The sequence below is a fragment of the Comamonas sp. w2-DMI genome (genome assembly GCF_040187735.1).
GTDB lineage: Bacteria > Pseudomonadota > Gammaproteobacteria > Burkholderiales > Burkholderiaceae_C > Comamonas > Comamonas terrae.
In genome coordinates this window covers 88059-110955 of record NZ_JBANEL010000013.1, presented here as the reverse complement: position 1 = coordinate 110955, position 22897 = coordinate 88059, and the positions used below count along the sequence as shown (strand labels likewise).

Sequence of the window (22897 nt, the reverse complement as noted above, 5' to 3'; positions counted from 1 at the left end):
AAGTACCACCACGTCCAATCGTTGGGGCGTTCACGGTGGACCGGTTCATTAGCTTCTGGCCAGCCTGGAATGCACCCTTTGCAGCATTATTAACACCTGAACTCCCTCGGCTTGTCCCTGATGAGATCCCCCGTCCACCAGCACCACTCATCAAGGTGGAGACTCCTGTAAATCCAGCTCGTGCCGCAGAACCACTCAAAATGCCGGAGGCAATACCAGGCACCATGATCATCAGATAGGCTGCACATGCCGACATGAGAATAATTGCCACGTGTACAAGAAAGTTACCGGAAAACAAGGATAGAGCGTCGACGTCTGTATCGACTTTCACTTTCGTTGCTATTGTGGCAATGCCTGTTATCCAGTTATCAGTCAGCTTTATGAAGAATGCACCAATGACTTTGAACATGCATGCCCCTAAAAAAAAACTTCAACCAGCCGTCGAATAGGAAACTTGCTGAGGGTAGAAGTAGCCATGGGATCATGATCGGCGCAAGTGCTTTCGCAATGATGAGCGATCCATACGCCAAAACTACATTAGCAACGAAAATAGCACAGCTAAGAACTACGAACGCGGCAGAAATAAACTTTGCGAACACCTGCAGAATTGTTTGGGGTATTGCAACAAGCACCTGAGCGACATTCCATCCACTGTTACTTTCAATTGATGGCATAGTGAGAATATCAAGGCAGGCTTTGAATGTTCTCTTCAGCGACGATTCGAGCGTTGAAGAAAGATTCGATAAATCGTCTCCAGCAATGTTCGTCGCAATGCTATTAATGAATTTCTCAATTCCGTCAATTCCGCCACTCCATAAAAGAAGCTGAATAATACCCATAACTAAAAGTAGTGAGATGGCCTCTTCCAGAAATGCATTAATACCTGCACCGAACATAGATCTGACTGATGCCCAAGCTAACATAACAGCCATAAGCATATACATGATTGTCTGACCAACATCATCAAAGCCAGCATTGTTCGCCAGGTCGTCAAATCCCTTCACTACTGCTTGGACAATTTCTGATATGACTTGCTGGATAAGCGCAGCTCCAGGGTAAGTAGCCTGGGGCTTCTTCTCACTGGAGCTGGTTGCAACAGCCTCTGTTCCATCAAGTGATGATTGAGCGAATACGTTGAAACCTGAAAGCAGAATAACGCAAACGAAAGAAAGCAGCCTAATTAATCTATTTACTTTGCACATTTAGGCGCTTCCCGGTCATTGCATTGAAATCGTCATTAAGCTTTGTTGCATTGGAGGTTGCGGTCGCCTTGTCCAACGCTTCTGCAAATTTTGCAGCGTGTCTAGCATTGGCTACTGCATCAGATTCTTCCTGAGCCTTCTTTACGTTTTCTTGACCAAGCTGAATGATCTGACCGATTCTGTTCATTGACACCAGAAGTTTATTCATCTGGGTATTCATAAGTCCCAGGCTTTGCTGCGTACCCTCGCTGAGTGGGATTTTCGTAGCCAAGTCTGCCACGTCATTTAGATCATCTTTCAAATGCTCAACGATACTCTGTTCCTGCTTAACACGTGCAACCGCCTGTTTCTCTTTGCGCTCGATCTTTTCCCCTTCATTCTGTATATAGTCTTTGATACTCAAACCCTGGTTATATGCCTCCTGATAACGCACCTCGATTCGTTTACCAAGATCAGAAACGTTCCCATAGATTGACTCAGAAAGATCAATCATTTTCAAGAGGTTTCTTAAGTCCTTCTCCTTAGCCATCCGCGCTAGACGAGTGACATCATTACCAATGCTCTTCAGATGCAATATTTCACGTTCGGCAGCCTGGTAGAGCTCGTACAGTTGTTTGATCTGGGCCACCGTCTGTGATTTGGCCTCGATAACCTGCATCATCAGTTGACCATTATTCAGAAGCTGCGTTATTTCAGTCGCCCCAGCTATGGCTCCACTCGCGTTCGCATTCTGGGAGGCAACACTGCAAATCGCAATGCAGACGGATGCTATGTATTTCTTAGATTTGGACATTTAGAACCTCCTTAATATATTTCCTGGACCAATTGATTGTTCCATCCCGGACCATTTCAAAAGCCGCTTCTCTTGCTTTCTCGACAGCACATGCGTCGTTGGATGCTAGTGTGAGTTCAGGCATCTTTGATATAACAACTTTCGTTATATCTGGCTGCTTGATGATGTAGTCACGCTTTGGAATTGCGTTTTCAATCATCTGAAACTCATCATCATTGACGCCAAATACCTCCTGAAAGCGAATCCGCTCTTTCGCGGTCATTTCCGATACTAATGGAGCAAATATTTTCGTTGGGCACAGATTGACGATCATGTCTCCACACGGAATTTCATCAAACTCTTTGGCGCCTTGAGTTGCAAATACGAGAAATGCCAGTTTCTTCCGCAGAGTTCTAGCCCAATCCTCAAATATTTCTGCAAATGAAAGATTTTTAAAATAATGCCAGCATTCCTCGATATAGATGATCGTTGGTGTCGAGCCATCCAAGCTTTTCTCTATGCAATACGTGACATAGAAAAGAAATGCTGGGCTTATCTCTTGAGACTTGATAATCTTAGTACATTCAAAGCACATGATGTCAGATATGCCATACACATCATCATCTGCATCGAAGTATCCAGAGAACAAGCCTTTACCGCTTAATCCACTATCTTCGGATATGTCAACGTAGGGTCGCAGCCTCTTGGCCAAAAGAGGATCTACACCTCGCACCATGGTGTAGAACATGGTCAAATTCCAGCTATCTTCACCGCTAGCCTGCGTCTTCAGGAGTGCATTACTTAAAACTTCTTTTTCGGCTCCTGTTAAATTCTCTCCTGAACTTTCAATAAGGATGCGGAGCCAATAATTTGCATTATGCAGGTCGCCATCCTTAAGGAATCGCTTCAAAGGATTAGAGTTAAGAGCTCCAGGTGTTGAGCCGTCAAGGTGCTTTCCACCCATCAACAACGTGGGAACCGACATTGAATAGTCTTTATCAAAAATATACGTCCTACAAGGTGTATATTTCTGATGTTCCGTCAGAGCCAAGTTAACAAAGGTTGTTTTGCCAGAGCCAGTGGTTCCAACAATAATAGCGTGACCAACATCACCCACATGGAAATTGAACTGAAATGGGACATTGCTATATGTCTCAAAGCTCATATGACATGCAACTTCGCGCCCTAACTTTTCACTGAATAGCTTGTGAATTGCGTTACCTTCATGCTTTCCACGCATGGGCATTAGGTCAGCGATCTTTTCAACAGACGAAAGGTACTTACGTGGGTTAACCACAGTATTGCCAGGCAGAGTAGACAGAAAAGCGCCGAAAAGACCGGTAGTCTCGGGTGTTAAGGAGTAGCCTTTCACCCGGAGCATTGAGGCAACTTTACCTGTGTCCTTTCTAAGATTTTCTTTGTCATTACCGTATACCAAGAGTCTCGAAGAGTGAAAACCATATTTCTTGTTCTTGACAGTAATGTCAATCAAGGCATCTTGGGCCTCATCTGCCAGAACCTGATTACCATGATTCTCCTTCTTTATCTCCTGATTTGTGAAGCGCTCGGCAATTCTTGTAAAAACATCCTTCACCTCACTTTGGTAATACATTTCATGAGATTGAATTAACTTCTTTGCCTTTTCTGTTTCGATAACCTGAAATACTTGGCACAGGGTATATTCAGCCTCAACATCGAGCAGTGCATCTATATGAATAGAGCTAACTTCATCCGGCTCTTCAACGATAGACAGAACATTAACGTACTTATCCATCGTTGCACCGATGAACTTAATAGTTCTGCCATCACGAACCATGGTATCGGATGTCATTCGCGATGGAAGATACCAGTTATTCTTAGGAACTTTTATAGGGCCGGCAATAGATGCAGGATTGGCCCGCTTGTGCAATTCGCCGTTTAGATCTTCGCCGATCAAGCGACGAATCTTAACGACATTACCAACCATAGTAATAAGGTTTGAAAGCATCACCTCGAAGTTTTCGAAGAGCTCACCAAACTGTCTTTTGATACTTGCGACAGTCCCTCTGCCGGACCATACATCAGTCGCAGCCTGGACTGCAGCTACGAGAATATTAGTATTTTCATCTGTGTAAGCAATTGTCTTGCTTACTAAGCTTGACGCCAAAGTAGGCTGTTTATAGCCAATGAAGAATGTATGCCTGAATGTCGAGTAATCATTTTTCTGTTTCTTCCTCAACTGTCCATGGCAAGTCTCGGCATACCAATTATTAAAAGTAGATGGTTTCCGATTAAATCCAAATCGCCTGTCAATATACGAGAACAATGTTGTTTTCTCGTCCAATGTATTCAGACACTTCTCCAACATTTCGATTTGGAGGTTTATATAGTCGTCTGTTTTTCCATCAACGTCAGTTCCTTCGAACTGGAATCCAGCCAATAGCATCCCATCGACTGTAAGGACAAGTCGATCACCAACGTTTGCATACCATGGGCACAAGTCTGCATATGACGATGCATTGCCAGTAGGTACAGACAGAATTTCTTGTAGTTTCACCATGGCAAACCTTTTCCCCAACCCCGTGGCAACTTTTCCCAAATACTTTTTCTAGGTAGGGAATCGTAGATATGTTTTTCTTTCGAAAAGCTTTGAAATAACTCAATGAAAGCCGTATCTTGCTGTGTCGCCTTTTTCATTGCAAACCAAATTATTATTAATGAAGGCAAAAACAGATATTTACGGAAGACCAATATACCAATTGCAATAAGAAGCAGCAAATAGAATGCGTTTTTTGGAATTCCAATATAGAGTTTTTCCCTTTTCAATGCTCTTCTAGAGTTACTGCTTCTTCTTGCCATTTAAACGCTCCGCAGGCAGCTTGCAGTTTTCAAATATTTCGCAGCGGTGGGATTCTCAACAATCAGCATACCCAGTGACTGTATGAATGCAAACACGGCAACGATGGTAATGACCCTGCCCCAGTCCATGGAAGTAAAAAATCCCACCACAAGCGCGGCTGCAATCATCACTGCGAAACCCCATGCTGCCAGAGATCCGGTCAGATACTCATAAATAGCGCAACCGATATTGGTAATAAAGCCAGTATCAATTGTCACGGCATGGGCATTCAATGCAGCCATACCAATGAACAAGGCCACAAAAAACTTCTTCTTATCAACGATTTGTGTAATCTTCATATACGTAATCCTTTAAATCCTCAGTTCTACCTACTACCTTGCAAATGCCAGTTATTCGTCGTCCTATTCCTTCCATATATTGAACATGTATTACCCAATTAATTGCCCGAGCAATTTTGGCTCTTATTCCCTCAAGCGGAATATTTCGACCTGCTTGAATACACATGTCTTCAAGTCGGCCTAGCGCATCAAAGTGACTATTTGCGTGTAGTGTTGTAGCGCCTGGATGGCCTGTATTTGCTGCATCGAGGTATGTAATCGCTTCAGGTCCTCGAAGTTCACCTGAAATAATGTTGTGCGGCGAGAATCTCATTGCTGTGCGCAAAGCAGCGGCGGGAGTAACGCCATGATCCGGATCAACCTCCATCCGAACAAAGTTCCGCTCTTCATCAATTAGGAGCTCTGATACTTGTTCTATGACAAATAATCTTCTTGAGTGCGGTATCGCGTCGATAACCGTATTAAGCAGGGTTGTCTTTCCACTATAAGTAGGGCCTGAAATAATGAAAGTTTCTCCACTCTCAGCAATCTTCTTGATTGTCTGTGCCTGGCCCATTGTCATAACCCCTTGAGTGACATACTCTTCAAGAGTCACTCGTTTCGGGTTATGTTTCCGTATCATCATTGCGATGCCTCGTACTGCAACGGGTGGCAACGTTACTTCAATGCGAACCCCAGGTAGTTTCGCACTGAGTATTTTCTTGGCCATCTCTTCTTGGGATGAAGTGATATTTGGCGCAATGGTTTTGTCGTTTAGGGATGCGATTAATGTGCATGCCGCTTCGAAGCGGCCAGGGTCAACCACAGTGGTGGTTAACCGATCTTCCCCCTCATACCGCACATAGATATTGTTCGGGGTATTAATTTGGATTTCATCAACCTTGGGATCTAAAAAGAGATCCCGCACAGCATCCAGGTTCATCCAGATCATCTGGAGAACACGAGCGCTGTATCCGTTTTGTTGTGACTCTTCGGGCATGTCAGCATTTGACCTGCCCTCTCAAAACTTTTGAGCTCTGAAAGTTTTGTTTTTGTGCGTATTTAGGCCACGCGCTTTGCCTGCTCACGAGTTGGGATGAGGCCAGTAAACAATGGCTTTGTGCCCTCTTCACAAGAGATGCATCCGTAAACATCTGTGGTTTCGGAACTGGAACGTATGTACTTGCCTGCACAAACGGAACAGGTCTCTATGACTATGCTCCTGTAGCCTTCTGATGTAACGGCCAAGATGAAACGCTCAAGAGTTAACTTTGTTCCGTTTTCAATCGTGTTGTGAACGATCTGAAAGTATCGGTATGCGTTGACTATCGCCCGTGGAAGGGTACCCTGCATTGATGCCGCTGCAAGGTCTTGACGATGGTACAGACAGATGGCGGTAAGCAGATGCTTTCTCACTGACTTGTCGCGGATCGAAACGCTGGTTGCCTCACGTCCACGAGCTGGCTTCAAGTGGTTCTCCCGAATGTATCTCTGGAAAAGCTTCTCGCTGCCCCGTTCATATAGGCCAATACGCTCCAGCAGAGGCATCTTGACCCCGTTTGCTACCAAGAAATGAGCGACTTCAGAGAACGCCGGATCGTTCCATTCCTTCAAATATGTCATGAATTACCCAACCAATAGTGTGCAACGCCGCTCTTCAATGGTCATCTGCGGATTTAGTACAAACTTTTCGAATGCCTGAGGTGAAATAACAATTTTCGACAAGCAAGTACCTTTCCGCGCCAAAGCTTGAATCTGTGTGAAAGTTAATTTGCTCAGCGCTGTGAAAAGGTTGCTTTTCGTGTTGTACAGGATCTCGTTAGGGAACTTTGCAATGGATCTCTGCCAACGATTAGTCAAAATCAATAAATTGCATTCATACAAAATTCGCTCTTCGACACTCATTTCTGCATAGTAGATTTCGGGGGCTGCAATATCTTTGAAGTCACTCGGATCGCAAGTAAGAGCGAACAGTGTTAGATCAACTTCTGCAATTTCACGAACCTCAGCATCCGACAAGCTCTCATACAAACTTTGGTAATTCTTTTCTTGGTACAAGAGGTCGGAACCTTTGCGGGTATCTAGCAGTATTCTTCTTGCTTTCAGCAGGTGGTAATTCTCTTCTCGTATCTGCTTACTTTCGAAATCATTCATTCGTAGCTCCATGTCACAATATTATTCAATTAGTAACTAATTGTCTAGACAGGGGCTGGAACTGTTACACAATTTGTGGCTAAAGCCACAAATTGTGTTCCAGTTATACGTCCACGAAATCTCCAATACGTGCTGTATAGGAAATTTGGACCTTCAAACGTTGTCCGCTTGGAAGTTTCACTTTCCGCAGTCTTTCGGCTAATTCACGAGCCTTTGTAACCCCAGGGTTCCAAAAGGTTCCATCAGGGCGTCTCCGCCAGCCGTCGTTGTCTGCGTAGATGATCACTTTTGAAAGTCGATGCAACACCCATTCTGGTAAAACAAAGTTTGCCAAAACAGTGTTTGAGTGGCATGCCCACACAGTGTGGCCAAATCTCACCGCGCACTTGGTCGATGTTTCAATACCTTCAGCAAGCCCCAGTACGCCATCCTCACGAAGATCCGAGAGTCTGTAGCAGAAACTGGATGATCCAATTGATGTTTTGACTTTCTTAGGATTATCGACTGGTGCTTTAAACCCATCCGGTGTCAGAAATGTCGTATGCAGTTGCACACAGCGATCTTCAGAATCCATACCACGCACGAGCATTGCAGGATATTCGCCAAGCATCTTCATAACGCCATCTACCTTATCCCAATATTGGGCTTTAGGCATGTACCGAATTTCTTTTGGTATTTCCAAAAGCTCAGGAATACGTCGCTTCAGGTATTTCCAAACTGGATCACCCTCGGTTACTGCTATTGCCAGTTTGTCGTATATCCAAGCGCGTTTTTGGACTTCCCTCTCGAATGCCTCCTTTTCAGTTGCCGGGTCGGGCTTATGAACTGGAGGCCTGGGCGATACTTGCGCTGTACCACCCAACTGATTACGGATGAAGTTTGCAGCTTCAGCGTAAGTTGAGAAATCGTTAAATCTCTTTATGAATTCCAGAGGGTTGGAATATGCTGAGTTTGAACACCCCGCACAAACCCAAACCCCTGGCTTGTTCTTGATAGCTGTACGGAATCCATTTTTCCAATGGCAACCAGGCAATGGGCATTCGGCATGTTTACCTGTTAGGGCCTCCTCAGGAACACCCATATTGCGGAAAAATGTTGGCCAGTCTTTGACCAGGTCTGTAGGCTTATTCGTAGTCATTATGGCTCCAAGTGGAAATATGGAGCCATCGTTGGGATTGGCCCCAACGGGATTGAGTTAAAGGCTGGAATACCAGCACAAGCAAAGCTCGTATCCATAACTATACATGTATTTCAAAGTATTGCAAGGTGGTTACTAAATATTGGAATATTTAGTAACCACCCTGAAATTCAGGGTGATTTTTGTTTGGCTTAGGCCAAAACTTGGTTTTGCAGGGATCTGCGCAGTGCGCCTTGCAACTCTCCCAAGTTATTGATGGTTATGGCCTCAGGAATGAAGGTTTTGATTGCCTTCCCATGAACCCCAATCCCGATACCTATGATCTCAACGCCTAAAGCCTCCGCATGGAGCACTGCAGCTTGCGCTACTTGTGTGTTACGGGCTTGCCCATCGGTGATGATCACCATGAGTTTGCGCTCTTGACGTTGTGCCATAAGAGGCACCAATCGTTTGAGAATCGCAGCTCCTGTTGGGGTGCCACCACTCGCAGTAATGAAACTTAGTTTTGAGCGCACCTTGTGGACACTCTCTCCATGTTCCTTTACAACTTCCGACACCCCCACGTCACCGCTGAAGATTGATACGGCTGAACTCGATTTCGGCAGCCTCTGAAGAGCATCACAGAAGGAGATACTTACTTCACAGGCAACTTTGAGGCCAGCCCCCATACTTCCAGAGCCATCTACCAGGATCTCAACGGCAACTTGACTGCCTACAACCTTCGTTGTGTGCTTGAAGATCTTGGTATCGCCCAATTTTTTCAGACGCCACACATGCTTAGTCGAAATACGACGGCCCTGGCGCTCCAAGGTGTTGTGCCTCTTATCCAAAGACTGAAGCATCCTCAGAATTTCTGAAACTAAGTTTTGATTCTTTGCAAAGAAGTCCCCGTTTTTCTGAACCAAGTTTTCACGCTTGGACGAATCACCAGTAATCCCAGCAAGGAGGGCTTTACAGTTCGATTCACTCTCCTGCTCTTCGCTATGTATGGACAAAGCCATACCGGTAAGAGCATTCAGTGCATCATCAGCCTCGTTTTGTTGAGAATAGTTACTATTCTCACGCTCTTCCGATTCCACGGGCACATCTATGCGTTCTGCCTTCGCAACTGGTTCTTGAGATTCCAAGCCAGCGCCAGCATCATCACTCGCCCCCACTGGATCACCTTGATTGCCCTCTGAGTCTTGTTCCTGGCCAATGCCCGAAGCTTCACCAGTCAGCGCAGTGTCCTGAGGCTCGCCTGAGGCATATGCATCACTCGACGGTGTTGCATTTCCCCTTGGGTCATCTATTTGGACACTCTCTTCGCTTTCCGTTTCATCATCGGATTGGTCTGAACACTCTCCACCTACATCGGGAAAGAGTTGAGCCGCTATGTCGGCATAGTCTTTGGTTACTTCAGCGGTTTGCACCGAATCCATGACCTTGCCGACCATTTCAAGGATCTGCTGGTTTGACCCGGCGGACACAAGCAGGCCTTGGCAAGACACTTCAATATCCGGGAATCGACCTGGTGGAAGCTTTGAAGCACAACTTGCAGCCACCAGAAGGTTTTGCATGCTGGGCTTATCGCTTGTCACATCCTGACCATTAAGCACGCTCACAAGAAGTGCCGCTACCTTTCTGTCATGGATATGAGCGACTTCCGCGATCATTGCTCCGAAGTGCATGGAGAGTGCGGCCACACGCCGCATTGCCTTTGCAGGCAGGTCGATTCGTGTGGTTTTTACCTTGGTGTAATGGAGGCCCATTGCCAAGGCTAGAAGAGCATCAGATTCGCTTTCTTCGCAGTGCCTGGGGAGGCGCATGCGATTGATGGCGAGACCGTCGATGCAGTCCTTCAAAGAGAGAGCATCGGCGCTCCACTGGAAACGCGGCGCATTGCCGGTTCCCAGGGATGCCAATGCCTCAATGATTGCTTTCTCAATCATGCGAGGCACCTCTTGTTAAAAGCTAAGAAAGTGATCGATCCCTGCGTCAGCAGGTGCGTCAACTTGAACCATCACCGTCGAAACGGATGCAGGTTCTGGGATCGTAGGAATGAGCTCGATCTGGTTGGCCGGCGAACGGTCTGCCAGGTCTGTCACCGTTTGCGATTGAGCTGTGCTTGCGCATTGCCTCATCGCTTCCAGTGAACTTTCGAACCCTGCGAACGGACCTTGCACTGCAGGGGTTTGCACCGCTGTAGTCGTACCCTCAGCGTTGGCAGATTGTTCTGCTGGTGCTTCGGTTTCGGTCGTGGTAGTGATCAGATCCATCTGCAAGAGATGGTCGAACGCGGCTTCAGCACCCTCATTGCGCGATTTCTCGGCAAGTCGTGCAGCAGCTGCCGGCGTCGCAAAGGTATTTGCCATCGCCAGAACAAGCATCATCGGGCCATCGCTGATCCGGTTTTTCTTGTCGGCTTGAGCAAACGCCAAAGCTTGAGACACAGCAGTTTCGATGAGTTCAGCCGCACTGATCGCACTCGGGTCAAACGCTTGGAAGTCGCGGAAGCGCTGTGCAATACGTTTGATAGGACCGAGTGTTTTCGGCGTGATGTATTCACGCTTAGAGCCGTTCTTGTCAGCCAGGCTTTCAATCAGAGCGACAGCTTCTCGTGCTGCTTCGTTGTACAGCTCACCACGCAGGCCAGAAAGCTTGGTGGTGAACTCGGCTCCCGCTTCATCATCGAAAGAACCCTTTGGAGGCTCAACGCGATAGCAGTGGTAGTCAAAGGACAGTCGACCGAAAACGGTTTCGGCTTTCGGTATGCGATCTAGTAAGTGGCCATATCCAGGGTTTTCTTTTTCCCACTGGTGACGCCATTTTTTGATGACTTCGTCGTACTGAGCCAACAATTCGCGGGCCTGCTTGTCGAACTCCACCTTGATCGCATCGAGCTTGTTACGCACTTCCTCGTACCTGTGAGCGGGGATTGCTGACACCTTAAAAAGGGGCAGTCCTATCCCAGCAAGCAGGTAGTGGGCTTCACGTTTCAAAGTTTCGAAAGCACGGATAACTGCTGGGTCGCAGATCTTGACGCTTCCCAACGATGCGAGAGCGCTGTCGGGTAGAGCGATGTCTTTCGCAGAAAACTTCTTCAGTTCATCTGCCTTCAGCTGAATACGCCCGCTCCAGAGATGGATCTCCAGGGCAAAGCAAACCACATCGTGCGATGCAACAGTTTTGAGAGTATGGATGGTTTCCATGGTGAACTCCTTGCGGAAGAAGGAACACCACGGCCCAAAGGGCGAGGTGCCCTTGTGGGTTAAGTAAAAGAGTAGGCAAGCTACCTATCGAGCCAAGCGGCCAGATATCACTATCTTGCCAAATCGATTCAAAAAGTCAATCGGCAAATGAAAAAACCCACCCTTGGCCAAAGCCAAGGATGGGTTTCTCTTATGTCCTTGATGGACTGTCAATACTGCACACGCGGTTGACCGGAAGCACGTTCGAAACGGTTCTTCGCTGCCCCTTGCCCCTCAGCGCCTGAGCGCGGTGGGTTGTAGGTTGGCGCCGCAGCGGGAGCTGCAGCCGGTGTCTGTCGCGGTGATGCTGACGGAGAGGGTGCATGCTGCACAGGACGAGGGACAGGCTCACTATCGTGATAAGCCTCTCCACGCCCTTGGACATGAGCATTAGGACTTGCGTAGCGCGGTGAACGCGAGGCGGGGCTTTGCGGAGCTTCCCCTTGCCGTTCATCATGCTGCTGTCTTTGCTCACGATACGGAAAGTGCACATTCCCCAGCTTGAACACCCAATCAGAGTGTTCTTGCTGGGTGGATCTGCTAATCCACTTTTCAGTTTTGGGATTAGATCCGATGACCTCGACATCTCGGCCCTTCGTCAACTTCTCAGCAAGACGAATGGCCTCTTCTCCCCAAGCCTCGAAAGTGACTGTTTCGTAGTAGGTCCCAAACTGGTCCGATCCTCGCTCCTTACGCCGTTGCCTATCAACGACTTTGAACTTGATCTTTGCAGACTGGGGGCCTTGGCCCGTGTAAACGAGTTCGGGTTGCTCGGAAATGAAACCCGTTACAGTGATGGAAATCATTACTTGACCTTCAAGATATTGATTCGATAGAGATTCTTGTGGCGGTTGTCCGGCAGGTGCTGACGCCCCATGTCGATAACTTCCACAGTCTGGCCTGGTTGGACGCCGCGCTCAGAGCATTCGCGCTCCAGCTCGACACCGTAAAAGGGAACATGCGTTCCCCCAATATCCAACTTCAAACAAAAGGTCTTGAATCGAGCTTTTGTGTCACCAAAGCCGCCACGCCAGATAGTGCCGAATTCCACGACAACACCTTTATGGCACATACCTACAGCAGCACGATTCACTGACCCTTGTTGAGGGCCAGGCTCCGGTTGCTCAGCTACGTTTTCACTGCTTGATGGTTTCGAGAACACCACCGGCTTTTCAGCTTTAGGTGTGCTTGGAACTTGAACCACAACCGGCGCGACCTTGGCATCAACTTTCGTCGATTGCTTGCCCACCGATGGACTCTTGATACACAAGTTCTCGATTTCCTTCACAGCTTCCTGGGCCAGCTTGCGGATATCTTCTTCGGAAGTATCCCCAATCCAGTCCACGATTGGCAGCGCTAATCTCTCTCGTTTGATACCCAAAAGCTTTCGCACTTGGGAATCGTCTGCAACAAAGTTACGCTTCACCTTGCCTAGTTCCTTGTAGAACTTTAGGTGTAGTTTTCCAATGTGCACATCTTTCACCTGCACAGGAACAACGCGAATCGCGTCGGCTATAGCAAAGTTTGATGTGCATTCGCGTGTCACGATTACCTCACCGAAATTGAGATTCCGGCGGGCAGACTCGAACTCGCGTCGCTCAACGACGGTAACAACCACCGCAGGCACTTCCTGGACCATTTGCACAGTACCAGTACGTGTCAATAACCGCGCAACATCGCGGGAACGAATCTGCATAACTCACCTAAAAGGGAAAGCTCAAAGGATCATCTGGAAGTTCAGATACCGCTTGAGCTGGGTTTAAGAATGGCCGGTTAGACCACAGCAATGAAAAGGTTTCAAGAACCTTAGCCTCGCTGAACATTGGAGAAAGCCACCTCACCCACGACTGCTGATCAGCAGATGGGGCAGCAGCAGGAATGCCAGGCCTGGATGCATAGAGGCACAACGATTTCTCGCGTGCATATTCACTCAGCGCCAGCACGGGAGCTGGATCATCGTCAGATGCAACGAGGTAGTCACTACTCAGGTCAAGGCTTCTCAGCCAACCGTCAAAGTGCTTTCGTTGATCCCCACGGAGCCCCTTTAAGCCTATCGCCTCAATTCGGGCGACAGCAGATTGGACGTTGCCTGTTTCCTGAACAAAGACCAAGTAGTTCCTGTTCTGAAAATCGGCATGGCGCATCGCAAAGGTGCAGGCGGACTCATTAAAGAATGCGCCGTTGAGAGTGTGGTCGAAACCAGAACGATTAAGGGCCGCTATATGCGACCCTAACTCGTGCAGGCAAATGACCTTGGTGTTTACCACAACGCCATCCTTTATAAAGATGATGTTGCGGCTTTCACCAAATTCACTGATGCCGACCTTCTCTCCGTCGCGTTCGAAAACGCTGAAGAGTTCAGCTGGCATATGTGGTGTTCCCGATGGTGCGTTCGATCAGTTGTTCAACCGCAGTCTTCATCTCTGCAGAAGCCCCCGAAAAGGCTTTATGCATCGAGTAGATGGTTGGATCAACTCCCTTGGCATTTCGGTATGCGTATTGCAACTGTGCCCAGCGCGTCAAAACACGTGTGGACATTGGCTTATGGTAAGCCGCGTTTTCAACCAGTTCGTTCGCACGAAACTTCTTTCGAATTTCGTTTGCGACCTTCACCAGATTAGACGCCGTGGTTTCCACCACAGATTGCTCGCTCTTCTTGTCGAACTTGCGGATGGCTGCAACAACCACCTTCGTCTCCAGATCTGCGGGCAGATAATCGACCTCCATTTCCATGAAGCGATCATCACTGGCGGCATCTTGGACATAGCGTCCTTGAACTGCCGTTTTCCCATCAATCGGATTCTGTGTAGCGTAGAACCGCACTTTCGGATGTGGCACGACAACCTCCCCTGTTTGAGGAATGGTTACCGTATAGCCTTCCAACATTGCGTTCAGCATCGTCGCGGCATTCGGGTTCAGGTTGTTCCACTCATCGAGCAGCACACTTCCCCCATGCCGATACGCTGACATCACCGGCGAATCAACCCATTTCAGGGTCCCATTAGCTTGAGGAACAAACTGGCCGATGAAATCAGTTTCAGTCATGTTCTCGTGGCAACCAATGATGAAAAGTGGCATGCCCATGCGAGCGTGCCATTGCTCAACAATGGAGGTTTTGCCAGCTGCAGGGTCACCAATGATCTTCAAGGCACGATAGCCCATCACCCAGAACGTCAGCATGTCCCGGAAACGGTCCAATGCAAAAACGTAGTCAGGGTTCAGCTTCGGAGCAAAAGGATTGCCCGGAGCCATGCCAGCAAGCTCCATCCCACCTACATCAGGAAGATTAAAGGCCGTGCTCACTGCGATTTTGGCCTCGGGATGATCCATGTGGTTGGACGTGAGTGTCTGGGTAGCATTCGCCCCCACAGCAAGGCCCAAAGCCATTGCACCTGCCACCTTCGGCAGTTTGAAATTTACGCTCATAGAGCGCACGGGTACAGAATTGTCCGAGTTGAACATTTGAGTCTCCAATTAGAGTCGATCCAAGAGATCCAAGTCCCCAGTCGATTGCAGATTTGCTTCGACAAAGGCTTGAATTGCTTCAGGGTCACAGCCTGTCAAACGACAGGCGCAATAGAAGGTGAAGGGAATGTTGCTTGTGAGAATCGGCTTATCGACCTGACGGCCAAGCACGAACCCTTTTTTGTAGGCATGGATTACTGGTTCACTGAAGATCCAGTCCAATGCCTCAAGCTTCTTCTCCCGCGAGGACGGGGGGCGACTGGCAAAGACTTCAAGGTGAGTATCGAGCACCCCCTGGTGCATCTTCACGATGTCGTCATCTGTCCAATCAAACTTACTTTTCCCTTGATCAGGAAAATCCTTGGGATTGAACTTGCGTTCATTCGAGGTGTTCTGCTGTCCGTTGCGGACGAGCAGATCCAAGGGTTCTTTACTGAAGAAAAGTTCGAAAACTGACTTCACCTTTTCGGGCGGAGTCAGCGAAGCACTATCCAGCACGCGCGGCACTGGAACATCGATCATCCTCACAGGATCGCTTCGCGTTTCGACCGCAGCCCCGTGAAGGACCGCTGGTTCGAAACAAAAAGCAAACCCCATTTGGCGATCATCTTTTACGAGTCGTCGCTTCATGTAGGTAACTCCTTTCAGTGCAGGCCCACAGGGTGGTTCTGGTCTTCAGGAGTCAACGCAAGGCAGCTTCTACCTGCGCATCAATGGTCGCAGGGCGATTCTTGACGGAGGCGTGAGCAGCTTTAGTTGCCGACAGGGAGGAATAGACCAGGAACATGGTCAATCCGATGATGGCAATCACAGTCAGAGTTTTCTGCATTTTCATCTCCAGGATGGAAAACGCAGGCCAGCCCTTGCGGGATGGTCCCGCGCGGGTTGGTTGAGTAAGGAATGCTCAGGGCATCAATCGAGGCAAGCGCCAGCGATACCTAAACAAACTTTCGCAAAACTTAGTTTTGCAAATTTCAGTTCGCTTAAGTATCGAGGCTTGTGGTTCGAAGGAGGCTGAGTGAGAGGGAGTGATGACCACTCCACAGCTTGGATCGGCAAAAGACGAATGCCGAGCCAAGTGTGGAGAGTCTTGTGAAGTATGAAATTGCTAGGACAGCGTGCCCGTGCCGTCGCACTGGGCAATTTGTTAGGCAGACCTTTTTATGCTGCTACTGCTACAGCTGCTAGAGAGCATTACTCTAAGCGTTATCTTTATATCAAGAATGGACGTTGGCGTCCAGAGCTATTCCTACCTTTCAGCAAACAACGGCTGGGAATGTGCCAGTAGCAATGCCAAAGGCAGCAACATGATGCTTGTGATCATTGGCAAATACGCCGGGCTGATCGTAAAAGGAAGGACCAAATAGACGAACGGAGCTAGGGCAAAGGGGATTACAAACAGCGACAAAGCGCTGTGCGTGGTGGGTCGGGTGGACTTGAAGTTGTAATACCTTATCTTGCGTTGGCCAATGCCATCAACACACGCAGCGATTAGCATTGGCGCAAGAAGCGTGAACCAGCACAAAACGATCATGAAACGGATGCACATCACGAAAAGCATCGCCCCCCATCCCGCTAAGAGTCGGTTGCCGTACTCCATGAAAATTTGTGTACCCCATGATTTGTAAATGAGGCTCTCCCCTTGGGCCTGGTCGTATTCCCCCTTCTTCAGAAGGTGTACACCCAGTTGAACCGGGCCAGACTTGATCAGTTGGGCTGATTTCGAAACGATTCCACGCCCCCAGGTATCGCCCAAGGCATCAATAGTAATTGCAGCTTCTGAGCGTACAAAAGAATGCATCTGCTTTGGCGTCCTGTAGAAGGGGCCAAGTAAGAATGCAACCATGATCATGAAGACCCAGAATCGGATGTGAGTTGCATTCATAGCCGGCTCGCAATGCGTCCAATAGTTTCGTCTTCGACACCAAAGCAAAGGAGCCTCAGGGCCAAACCCAATTTCTCCAATTCGCTTGCTTCAACCTCATGCTTCTTCACAAAGAACACACTCTTCCTAGTTGTCTTGAGCCAGGCGCTGAATGGTGACGTTGTCATGTCCCATACGTGCTCCTGGTCATCAACATGAACGTAGACCTTCCAGTCACGCAGCATGGCCACCGCTTGCACAAGAGACATCACAAGCAGGTCCGACAGTTCCACGTTTTCAACGATCTTGCTAACACGATGCTCTTCGGCCTTCGCAACAGCGGTGACAATTGCCTGATCTAGGACTGACAGCCCATTGACGCTGATATCAAAGCCTACGTGCTGCGAAAGCACTTTGGCCATACGCGAAAACTGCGGGAAGGCCTGCATTAGTTTGCCTGCAACCTCTCCCTGAGACGCGGCCTTGAGATGCCCGGCCAACGTCTGTGCTTTGCCTGCCACTTGCTGTGTGCGATGCCTCTGAGCACCGCTGAATTCGAATATTTGTGCCATTACGCATGCACCACTGGGATGCGGCCTTTCCAAATCTGCGAGCGATTCACCAGCGCTATGTAATGCAGATCCTCAAGATTTCTTAGGATGTCCGTCGATATCAACGGAACCTCTTCGTTGATGACGTTGGCTGAACGGTTGGCCGAGAAATCCAAGCCTCCATCATCGGTTTTAGTCCCGTTCCCTTTTCCTTCTCCTGCCAAAGACTTGATGCTGGTGGTGCCGAACTGTTCAGCAAGCATTTCCAAAGTAACCGGGTCTTGCACTGCGCCGCAAATCAAATTGTTCATGTTGCCCATGAACCGCCTCGCGCTTGCTTCATCACCACCAAAGGCCACCACTAAGTCAGCGAACGTCTGCCCCATACCCCACAGGTGCACTTGTGCCCCACGTCCTTTATTGGCTTGTTGCACAAGGGGCTCGCACATTGCATCACCCCATTCGTCAACAAAGATATGAATGCGCCTGTCTTCCTGCTTCTCTCCTTTTTCCAGCTCGAAACCGTAGTTGTAGATCTCGGCGGATACGGCCGCAGATTCCGCAATCAACATTGCGGAAACTGCCTTACCGATAGTGGAGTCTGCCAGCGCGTTTGTACCTACGTACAAGACATGACGGCCATCGACTATTCGTTTGCCGTCCATGATCGGCCTTGGGTCATTCACATCTTCATAGTCAGGCGACAGCAAACCCTTCAAGTCATCCGTGGTGAGCTTGATCAACAAGGGCAAGATCGAGTTGATCATCTTGCCGAACCACTCTTGAGACGAATCCAGGACGTTGACAATGCCGCTGATGTCGTCCTGCTTGTCCTCCACATCAAGCTTGAACACCTGAACCATACCCGTCAATTCAGGCAGTGAGGTTTGTGTCTTCAGCTTGTTTGGCTTCCCCTTGGCAGCCTCAGTGAGGGCAATGTTGTGTTCTTCCTTGCAGCGGTCGAGCAGATCTCTGCGCTCTTCCGTAAAGTATTTCCGCAGCATCTTCAAGGCGAGCATTTCAACGGTGCTACGCGACTCCATGTGCCGTTTCAACGAAAGCAGAGACGCACGATCACCGATGTACTTGAGACCATTGGTGATACGGTGTACAGCTGACCAACAAAAGGACTTAAAGCTGTCGTCTTCACCCGCGCCCAGAACAAGGCCCAGGCGAGAGGCAACCTGCGAGGTCGAGTCCCAATTCTTCAGCAGATCCAGACGAATGCTTTCGCTCGCAAACGACGGGTGAAGCATCATGAAACGCTCGGGGGTTCCGGCAAACTCACAGGCCTCGCGGGCAATGTTCCTCAGATCCTTGTCACCCTTTGGATCAAGGATGATGACGGTATCGCCTCGCGCAACCAACTGTGTAATGATCAGCGCCGCCAACCGGGTTTTGATTGCGCCTGTGGTGGCGATAATCGCACAGTGACCTTTGAAGGCCTTGAGCGGAGTCAGCACGTCGGCTTCCTTATCGCCCATTCCATGAATCCACGGAATGCCTCGCGCATCGTAAGGGTCAATCTTCGATTTCGTGAGATTCAGAAGCCACTTCGGCGGGTAGATTTCCTCAGGCGTCCTGCGTCGCAATTCGTGAGCCATTGCAGTGTGTGTGGGATTCCAGCGCCAGCCCTTGCCCATCCACAAATTACTACCCATCTTGGGCATCGCTCTAAGCAGTGCGCCAGCCTTCAAGAACTGGATCTCAGTGCCCGAAAAACGCATCTTCCGATGGAAGTTCCTCTTGGCTTGTAGCCCTCGATAGATCGACATGGCTCCACACACTCCGCATAAGCCAACAGCCGAGCCATAGCCTATCGAAAGACCCGTAGAAAGGCCTGCGCCCCACAGCGAGGCAAAGGCCCACGAAGCAGCACTTACGAGCTCATAGTTCGGGCGAACAATCGTCTGAAAATCTTGGGTGTTCATCGTCAGCTCTCTGATTTAGAAAGGCAACTGCGCCTTCTTGATAAAGCCGCGCGTGAACATCGCGTACTTCATTTTGTTGCTGCCGCCAAGTGTCGTGCTCAAGTCGTGAACCATCAGGCGAGGCTTCTTCGGATCTGGGTGCAACCAGCCATGTTTTTGCATTGCCGAGAGGAAGTCCGCCGGGGATGAAATTGCTTCTTGGATTGCATCGAAAGGGATGCCTACGAATTCGCGCTGCGTTGTGATGAGAAGGCTTTTGTTTTCAGGCTTTTCTACCTCTTTCACGATCCTGGCCAGCATCAAGGAGAGAGCTTTGCCAAGCTGCTTTTCCACATCATCTGGGACCATATAGGAGCCCTGGGTTTCTTGATGCGCAGGAGTCGAAGCTGGCTCTTTTCCATCGCCCTTTGCAGGAGCAGCGCCTGCAGATTTGGTGGACTCAGGCACCGACGCTAGGGTCGGTGCAATCTCTGCAGGTGCAATCGCTGCGGGCGCAGGTGCAATAACTTCAGTTGAAGAAGCAGGTGGTTGCGGAGTAGGTGTTGAACTTGCAGGCGATTTACCGGTTGGCACTGCCTCGGAGATGCCAATAGTTGCAGCAAGCAAATCCATGGGCGCGGGCGGTGGAGCATCAGGAATAACGCGCTTCGGTTCAGGTGTTAGGTCTGTGCCGTGCTCCTCATCTGCCGAGACAGGTTCAGGGGGCTTTGTCGTTTTGGCCGGCTTCGGCTTCGCTTTTTTAGTGGCGAGCTCGTTTTCAACCAATGGGTCATTCTTAGCCACAGATTGAGCGTCTACCAGACCTCGGTAATCATTCGGCGAGTACCCTTCTATGCACGACTCGGGCTTGATGAGTTTTACCGCCAGGTGCAGTTCACCATGCACGTCTGCTACATCCACGTACGCAGACTGCTGGACATCGATGTGAAGCATTTTCTCGTCCATCATCGCCTGCAGCAACCCAGCTGGTGTCGATGGCAAACCCTTGAGCTCATTGAGCTTCACGCTTTCCAGCAAGTCTTTCGCTGCCTTTGGCCAGATGAGATAGACGCCGTTCGGATCAGCCAGGACCGTCTGCTCATTCACGACCCATTTGCCGGCTGCGATGCACTCGCGCATCGCATCCACAATCAGTGGCGCTATGTGTTGGCCAAATTGCACACGACCGTAGTTTTGAGGAAGCCGCGAAAGTTCATTTTTCTTGAGGCTTGCCCAGCGTGCGGCAACCAAATCAAAGGCAATCGCATTGAAGTCTGTGCGTACATTTGATGCGATCTCGGTCATCGCAGTGATCAACTCAGCACTTCCCGCTTCGATGAATCGAATGCCTTCCAAGCCCACCAGTTGCAAAGCGAGTGATCCGCCAACGACACTCGGACCTGGTTCCACATCTTCCTTAGGCCAAGAGATGAAGTAGGAGTCTGTTCCATGAGTTTCTGCCCACGATGTAATTGACTCTGCCCGTGTGAACCAGGTTGAGCCTCCTTCATCCCGTATCCGGATCTTTTCGAGAATTTGGCCAAGCGGGTACATCAAGCCGGCCAGAAAGCACACATAGCGCCAACGAGTCTCCAACAAGTGCCTGGCTTCCACTCCCAGCTGACCCGTGAAGATCTTCCCGTCTGAAGATTGGAAGCTGAAAAACCCACATTCAACACACGCTCGAAACAAGCCACCTGGTCCTCCGTAGATGCTGTCTCTCGAACCAGGTATGTTGGAGATGTACGCTGCAAGGTTCGTAAGGGGAACCTCAAACCGGTTGGTGAAGTTGCTTGGCAACGTTGCAGCATGGGTCTTCAACCGCTTGATGGTTTCCGCTTGAGCTTCAAGCAGCTCCTGCACTTGAGCAATTGGTATGCCGTTGTGACGAGGGGGATAGGTTGCGTGCACCAGTGGCCTGGGAGGCTGTACCTTCGGTGCACGACCAGCTTCTGCGGTCGTGCCATCTGTTTTGCCGATTCCGAGAATTCGCTTGATGAAACTCATGCCAAAATTTTGCCGGCTGAGTCCTCTCGTTCACGGGCCTATTGATAACAAATATCGCCCAAAAAATTCTTACCCCACACGGCTCAACGTTCCTTTGCTATATTCCGTGCACAAGTTCATCTTGCGGCTGCATGCCAGCCCTTTATCTAAACCCCCTGGGGCCAAGCCCCTCATGGGGCATGGCTCCATCTACCAACGTACTGGAGCCAACAATGAGCATTGATAGCTTTGCCTGCCACGCTGTCCGAGCAGCAGTCCTTGACGGTGATCTGGACAGCAGCGCTGGACAACTCCTGAGCCTCTTGCCAAAGAGCACTCAAGAAACAACTCTGTCGAGATTGATGAAGCTTTCGGAAGCGCCCACCGGCAAGCAGCTGATGGGAAGCCTGAATGCCATGTCTATTGACCTAACGAAGACCACCTTCGCAAAGTCCGAATGCAATTCGTGTCTGCACAACTCCAACATCGCTAATAGGTTTTGTGGGGATGTTGGAGAGTTCAAGCCGAATCATTGCCTCTTCCCACTATGTGCCCAGCATGGAGCCAAAGACCCTGAAATCCTTTCCCAAAGAACGATAGTTCCTCACGAAAAGGAGCAGAGTCCATCGGCTGTGCAAGATGCGCCTGATGCAACGGGGCATCCTAATCCTGATGCGGATTCCAAAGACATCGCTCTCGTTCCTGTCGAAGGTATGACGGTAGCGTTCGACTTTGAAAAAGAAGCGCAGATGGATCTCGGAGAGCCAGACCATACGGAGCCCGATCATTCGGACGCTGTACCTGGCCTGCAAGGTTCCCCCGAGCTCCATGCTGCTAATCTTGATAACGACGCGAATTTGCCACCTGACAGGCCCAACACGGGCATAGAAGAGCCAGCACAAAGCGCGACCTCGCCAGAGCCTCAAGCAATGGTGATGAACTATGTGGATGAAGTACGAAACGCCTGGTGGCGCAACGCTTTGAAAGTGCGCGTTGCTGATCAAGGTACCCATAGGGAGTTTTTGGATTTCCTGATCTCGTGCTTTACCGCTGGGTTTAAGCCGCTGAGTTCAGACCACGAACAGTCGGCTCCAGACTACTTCTACGCGTTTGCGCAACCTGACGGCGCGAGACATCTTGCACCCCTTGTGGCCAGCATGATCGATGCGCTCCCGTTGGAAATGGTTGGCGAATTCCTTCAGGTGTTCAACGTAGATCTCACTGAGTCTGGCTCCATCAGCGTCAAGCTGCTGGCAGCGCTGGAACTTGATGAGTTAGCGCATATCGCTGACGAATTGAATGTCCCAGACACAGATGAACTCTGCAACGCTTATCAAGGTGGCAGCGCTTCGTTCGCACAAGCTCTCGTAGATACAGTAGGAAGTAAGGTGCTCTCAACTTACATACCTCCGTCTCTTCGACCATAAAAATACCCCGGCTGCAGTATCAACTGCAGACCGGGGTTTTCT

The 22897-nt window shown here is 49.4% G+C and carries 21 protein-coding genes; 1 reads left to right on the top strand and 20 read right to left on the bottom strand.

The window, feature by feature from the left end:
• Window positions 1-368: 368 nt before the first annotated feature.
• The 20 genes from V8Z74_RS15045 to V8Z74_RS14950 all read right to left on the bottom strand — a co-directional run bounded on the left by V8Z74_RS15045 (window position 369) and on the right by V8Z74_RS14950 (window position 21449).
• Window positions 369-1202 carry a type IV secretion system protein gene (locus V8Z74_RS15045; protein ID WP_349709906.1) on the bottom strand — a complete coding sequence of 278 codons (834 nt, stop codon included), beginning with the start codon at window positions 1200-1202 and terminating at the stop codon, window positions 369-371.
• Window positions 1186-1995 carry a TrbJ/VirB5 family protein gene (locus tag V8Z74_RS15040; protein WP_349709905.1) on the bottom strand — a complete coding sequence of 270 codons (810 nt, stop codon included), beginning with the start codon at window positions 1993-1995 and terminating at the stop codon, window positions 1186-1188. The genes V8Z74_RS15045 and V8Z74_RS15040 overlap by 17 nt, the downstream gene beginning before the upstream one ends.
• Window positions 1982-4552 (bottom strand): VirB4 family type IV secretion system protein, encoded by a 2571-nt coding sequence (locus V8Z74_RS15035; protein ID WP_349709904.1) that lies wholly within the window; start codon window positions 4550-4552, stop codon window positions 1982-1984. Before V8Z74_RS15035 ends, V8Z74_RS15040 begins: the two co-directional genes overlap by 14 nt.
• On the bottom strand, window positions 4507-4812 hold the full coding sequence (locus V8Z74_RS15030; protein ID WP_349709903.1) for a VirB3 family type IV secretion system protein: 306 nt from the start codon (window positions 4810-4812) through the stop codon (window positions 4507-4509). The genes V8Z74_RS15035 and V8Z74_RS15030 overlap by 46 nt, the downstream gene beginning before the upstream one ends.
• On the bottom strand, window positions 4813-5151 hold the full coding sequence (locus V8Z74_RS15025) for a hypothetical protein (RefSeq protein ID WP_349709902.1): 339 nt from the start codon (window positions 5149-5151) through the stop codon (window positions 4813-4815). It lies immediately after the preceding gene.
• Entirely contained in the window at window positions 5129-6073 is a 945-nt protein-coding gene (locus V8Z74_RS15020) for an ATPase, T2SS/T4P/T4SS family (protein WP_349709901.1), read from the bottom strand. Before V8Z74_RS15020 ends, V8Z74_RS15025 begins: the two co-directional genes overlap by 23 nt.
• A 119-nt stretch (window positions 6074-6192) precedes the next feature.
• On the bottom strand, window positions 6193-6753 hold the full coding sequence (locus tag V8Z74_RS15015; RefSeq protein WP_349709900.1) for a hypothetical protein: 561 nt from the start codon (window positions 6751-6753) through the stop codon (window positions 6193-6195).
• 3 nt (window positions 6754-6756) lie between these two features.
• Window positions 6757-7284 carry a hypothetical protein gene (locus V8Z74_RS15010; protein WP_349709899.1) on the bottom strand — a complete coding sequence of 176 codons (528 nt, stop codon included), beginning with the start codon at window positions 7282-7284 and terminating at the stop codon, window positions 6757-6759.
• 103 nt (window positions 7285-7387) lie between these two features.
• Complete coding sequence (locus tag V8Z74_RS15005; RefSeq protein ID WP_349709898.1) at window positions 7388-8422, bottom strand: DUF7146 domain-containing protein; 1035 nt, start codon at window positions 8420-8422, stop codon at window positions 7388-7390.
• A gap of 191 nt (window positions 8423-8613) precedes the next feature.
• Window positions 8614-10353 carry a VWA domain-containing protein gene (locus V8Z74_RS15000; protein ID WP_349709896.1) on the bottom strand — a complete coding sequence of 580 codons (1740 nt, stop codon included), beginning with the start codon at window positions 10351-10353 and terminating at the stop codon, window positions 8614-8616.
• 15 nt (window positions 10354-10368) lie between these two features.
• Window positions 10369-11613 (bottom strand): DUF3150 domain-containing protein, encoded by a 1245-nt coding sequence (locus tag V8Z74_RS14995; RefSeq protein WP_349709895.1) that lies wholly within the window; start codon window positions 11611-11613, stop codon window positions 10369-10371.
• Window positions 11614-12457: 844 nt separating this feature from the next.
• The gene (locus V8Z74_RS14990; protein ID WP_349709894.1) at window positions 12458-13348 is read right to left on the bottom strand and encodes a hypothetical protein; all 891 of its coding nucleotides are present in this window, start codon (window positions 13346-13348) and stop codon (window positions 12458-12460) included.
• A 7-nt stretch (window positions 13349-13355) separates the two neighbouring features.
• Window positions 13356-14021: a hypothetical protein gene (locus tag V8Z74_RS14985; RefSeq protein WP_349709893.1), complete on the bottom strand. Its 666-nt coding sequence runs from the start codon at window positions 14019-14021 to the stop codon at window positions 13356-13358.
• Window positions 14011-15114 (bottom strand): AAA family ATPase, encoded by a 1104-nt coding sequence (locus V8Z74_RS14980; RefSeq protein WP_349709892.1) that lies wholly within the window; start codon window positions 15112-15114, stop codon window positions 14011-14013. Before V8Z74_RS14980 ends, V8Z74_RS14985 begins: the two co-directional genes overlap by 11 nt.
• Window positions 15115-15126: 12 nt before the next feature.
• Complete coding sequence (locus V8Z74_RS14975) at window positions 15127-15747, bottom strand: hypothetical protein (protein ID WP_349709891.1); 621 nt, start codon at window positions 15745-15747, stop codon at window positions 15127-15129.
• 52 nt (window positions 15748-15799) lie between these two features.
• Window positions 15800-15946: a hypothetical protein gene (locus V8Z74_RS14970; RefSeq protein WP_349709890.1), complete on the bottom strand. Its 147-nt coding sequence runs from the start codon at window positions 15944-15946 to the stop codon at window positions 15800-15802.
• 420 nt (window positions 15947-16366) lie between these two features.
• Window positions 16367-17002, bottom strand: a complete 636-nt coding sequence (locus V8Z74_RS14965; RefSeq protein ID WP_349709888.1) for an IncC plasmid conjugative DNA transfer DtrJ family protein — start codon at window positions 17000-17002, stop codon at window positions 16367-16369.
• The gene (locus tag V8Z74_RS14960) at window positions 16999-17553 is read right to left on the bottom strand and encodes a hypothetical protein (RefSeq protein ID WP_349709887.1); all 555 of its coding nucleotides are present in this window, start codon (window positions 17551-17553) and stop codon (window positions 16999-17001) included. The genes V8Z74_RS14965 and V8Z74_RS14960 overlap by 4 nt, the downstream gene beginning before the upstream one ends.
• Complete coding sequence (gene traD / locus V8Z74_RS14955; protein ID WP_349709886.1) at window positions 17553-19463, bottom strand: conjugative transfer system coupling protein TraD; 1911 nt, start codon at window positions 19461-19463, stop codon at window positions 17553-17555. The genes V8Z74_RS14960 and traD overlap by 1 nt, the downstream gene beginning before the upstream one ends.
• Before the next feature lie 15 nt (window positions 19464-19478).
• Window positions 19479-21449, bottom strand: coding sequence for a TraI domain-containing protein (locus V8Z74_RS14950; protein ID WP_349709885.1), 1971 nt, complete (start codon window positions 21447-21449; stop codon window positions 19479-19481).
• Window positions 21450-21661: 212 nt separating this feature from the next.
• On the opposite strand from V8Z74_RS14950, the gene V8Z74_RS14945 reads away from it, so the two are divergent.
• Complete coding sequence (locus V8Z74_RS14945) at window positions 21662-22855, top strand: hypothetical protein (protein ID WP_349709884.1); 1194 nt, start codon at window positions 21662-21664, stop codon at window positions 22853-22855.
• Window positions 22856-22897: the final 42 nt, after the last annotated feature.

Excerpts from the sequence above, each read along its gene's own strand:
- V8Z74_RS15005 (WP_349709898.1), bottom strand. The coding sequence starts at position 8,422 with ATGACTACGAATAAGCCTACAGACCTGGTCAAAGACTGGCCAACATTT.
- V8Z74_RS15040 (WP_349709905.1), bottom strand. The coding sequence starts at position 1,995 with ATGTCCAAATCTAAGAAATACATAGCATCCGTCTGCATTGCGATTTGC.
- V8Z74_RS15045 (WP_349709906.1), bottom strand. The coding sequence starts at position 1,202 with ATGTGCAAAGTAAATAGATTAATTAGGCTGCTTTCTTTCGTTTGCGTT.
- V8Z74_RS15010 (WP_349709899.1), bottom strand. The coding sequence starts at position 7,284 with ATGAATGATTTCGAAAGTAAGCAGATACGAGAAGAGAATTACCACCTG.
- V8Z74_RS15000 (WP_349709896.1), bottom strand. The coding sequence starts at position 10,353 with ATGATTGAGAAAGCAATCATTGAGGCATTGGCATCCCTGGGAACCGGC.
- V8Z74_RS14980 (WP_349709892.1), bottom strand. The coding sequence starts at position 15,114 with ATGTTCAACTCGGACAATTCTGTACCCGTGCGCTCTATGAGCGTAAAT.
- V8Z74_RS14970 (WP_349709890.1), bottom strand. The coding sequence starts at position 15,946 with ATGCAGAAAACTCTGACTGTGATTGCCATCATCGGATTGACCATGTTC.
- V8Z74_RS14950 (WP_349709885.1), bottom strand. The coding sequence starts at position 21,449 with ATGAGTTTCATCAAGCGAATTCTCGGAATCGGCAAAACAGATGGCACG.
- traD (WP_349709886.1), bottom strand. The coding sequence starts at position 19,463 with ATGAACACCCAAGATTTTCAGACGATTGTTCGCCCGAACTATGAGCTC.
- V8Z74_RS14975 (WP_349709891.1), bottom strand. The coding sequence starts at position 15,747 with ATGAAGCGACGACTCGTAAAAGATGATCGCCAAATGGGGTTTGCTTTT.
- V8Z74_RS15030 (WP_349709903.1), bottom strand. The coding sequence starts at position 4,812 with ATGGCAAGAAGAAGCAGTAACTCTAGAAGAGCATTGAAAAGGGAAAAA.
- V8Z74_RS14990 (WP_349709894.1), bottom strand. The coding sequence starts at position 13,348 with ATGCAGATTCGTTCCCGCGATGTTGCGCGGTTATTGACACGTACTGGT.
- V8Z74_RS14995 (WP_349709895.1), bottom strand. The coding sequence starts at position 11,613 with ATGGAAACCATCCATACTCTCAAAACTGTTGCATCGCACGATGTGGTT.
- V8Z74_RS14965 (WP_349709888.1), bottom strand. The coding sequence starts at position 17,002 with ATGAATGCAACTCACATCCGATTCTGGGTCTTCATGATCATGGTTGCA.
- V8Z74_RS14985 (WP_349709893.1), bottom strand. The coding sequence starts at position 14,021 with ATGCCAGCTGAACTCTTCAGCGTTTTCGAACGCGACGGAGAGAAGGTC.
- V8Z74_RS15015 (WP_349709900.1), bottom strand. The coding sequence starts at position 6,753 with ATGACATATTTGAAGGAATGGAACGATCCGGCGTTCTCTGAAGTCGCT.
- V8Z74_RS14960 (WP_349709887.1), bottom strand. The coding sequence starts at position 17,553 with ATGGCACAAATATTCGAATTCAGCGGTGCTCAGAGGCATCGCACACAG.
- V8Z74_RS15025 (WP_349709902.1), bottom strand. The coding sequence starts at position 5,151 with ATGAAGATTACACAAATCGTTGATAAGAAGAAGTTTTTTGTGGCCTTG.
- V8Z74_RS14945 (WP_349709884.1), top strand. The coding sequence starts at position 21,662 with ATGAGCATTGATAGCTTTGCCTGCCACGCTGTCCGAGCAGCAGTCCTT.
- V8Z74_RS15020 (WP_349709901.1), bottom strand. The coding sequence starts at position 6,073 with ATGAACCTGGATGCTGTGCGGGATCTCTTTTTAGATCCCAAGGTTGAT.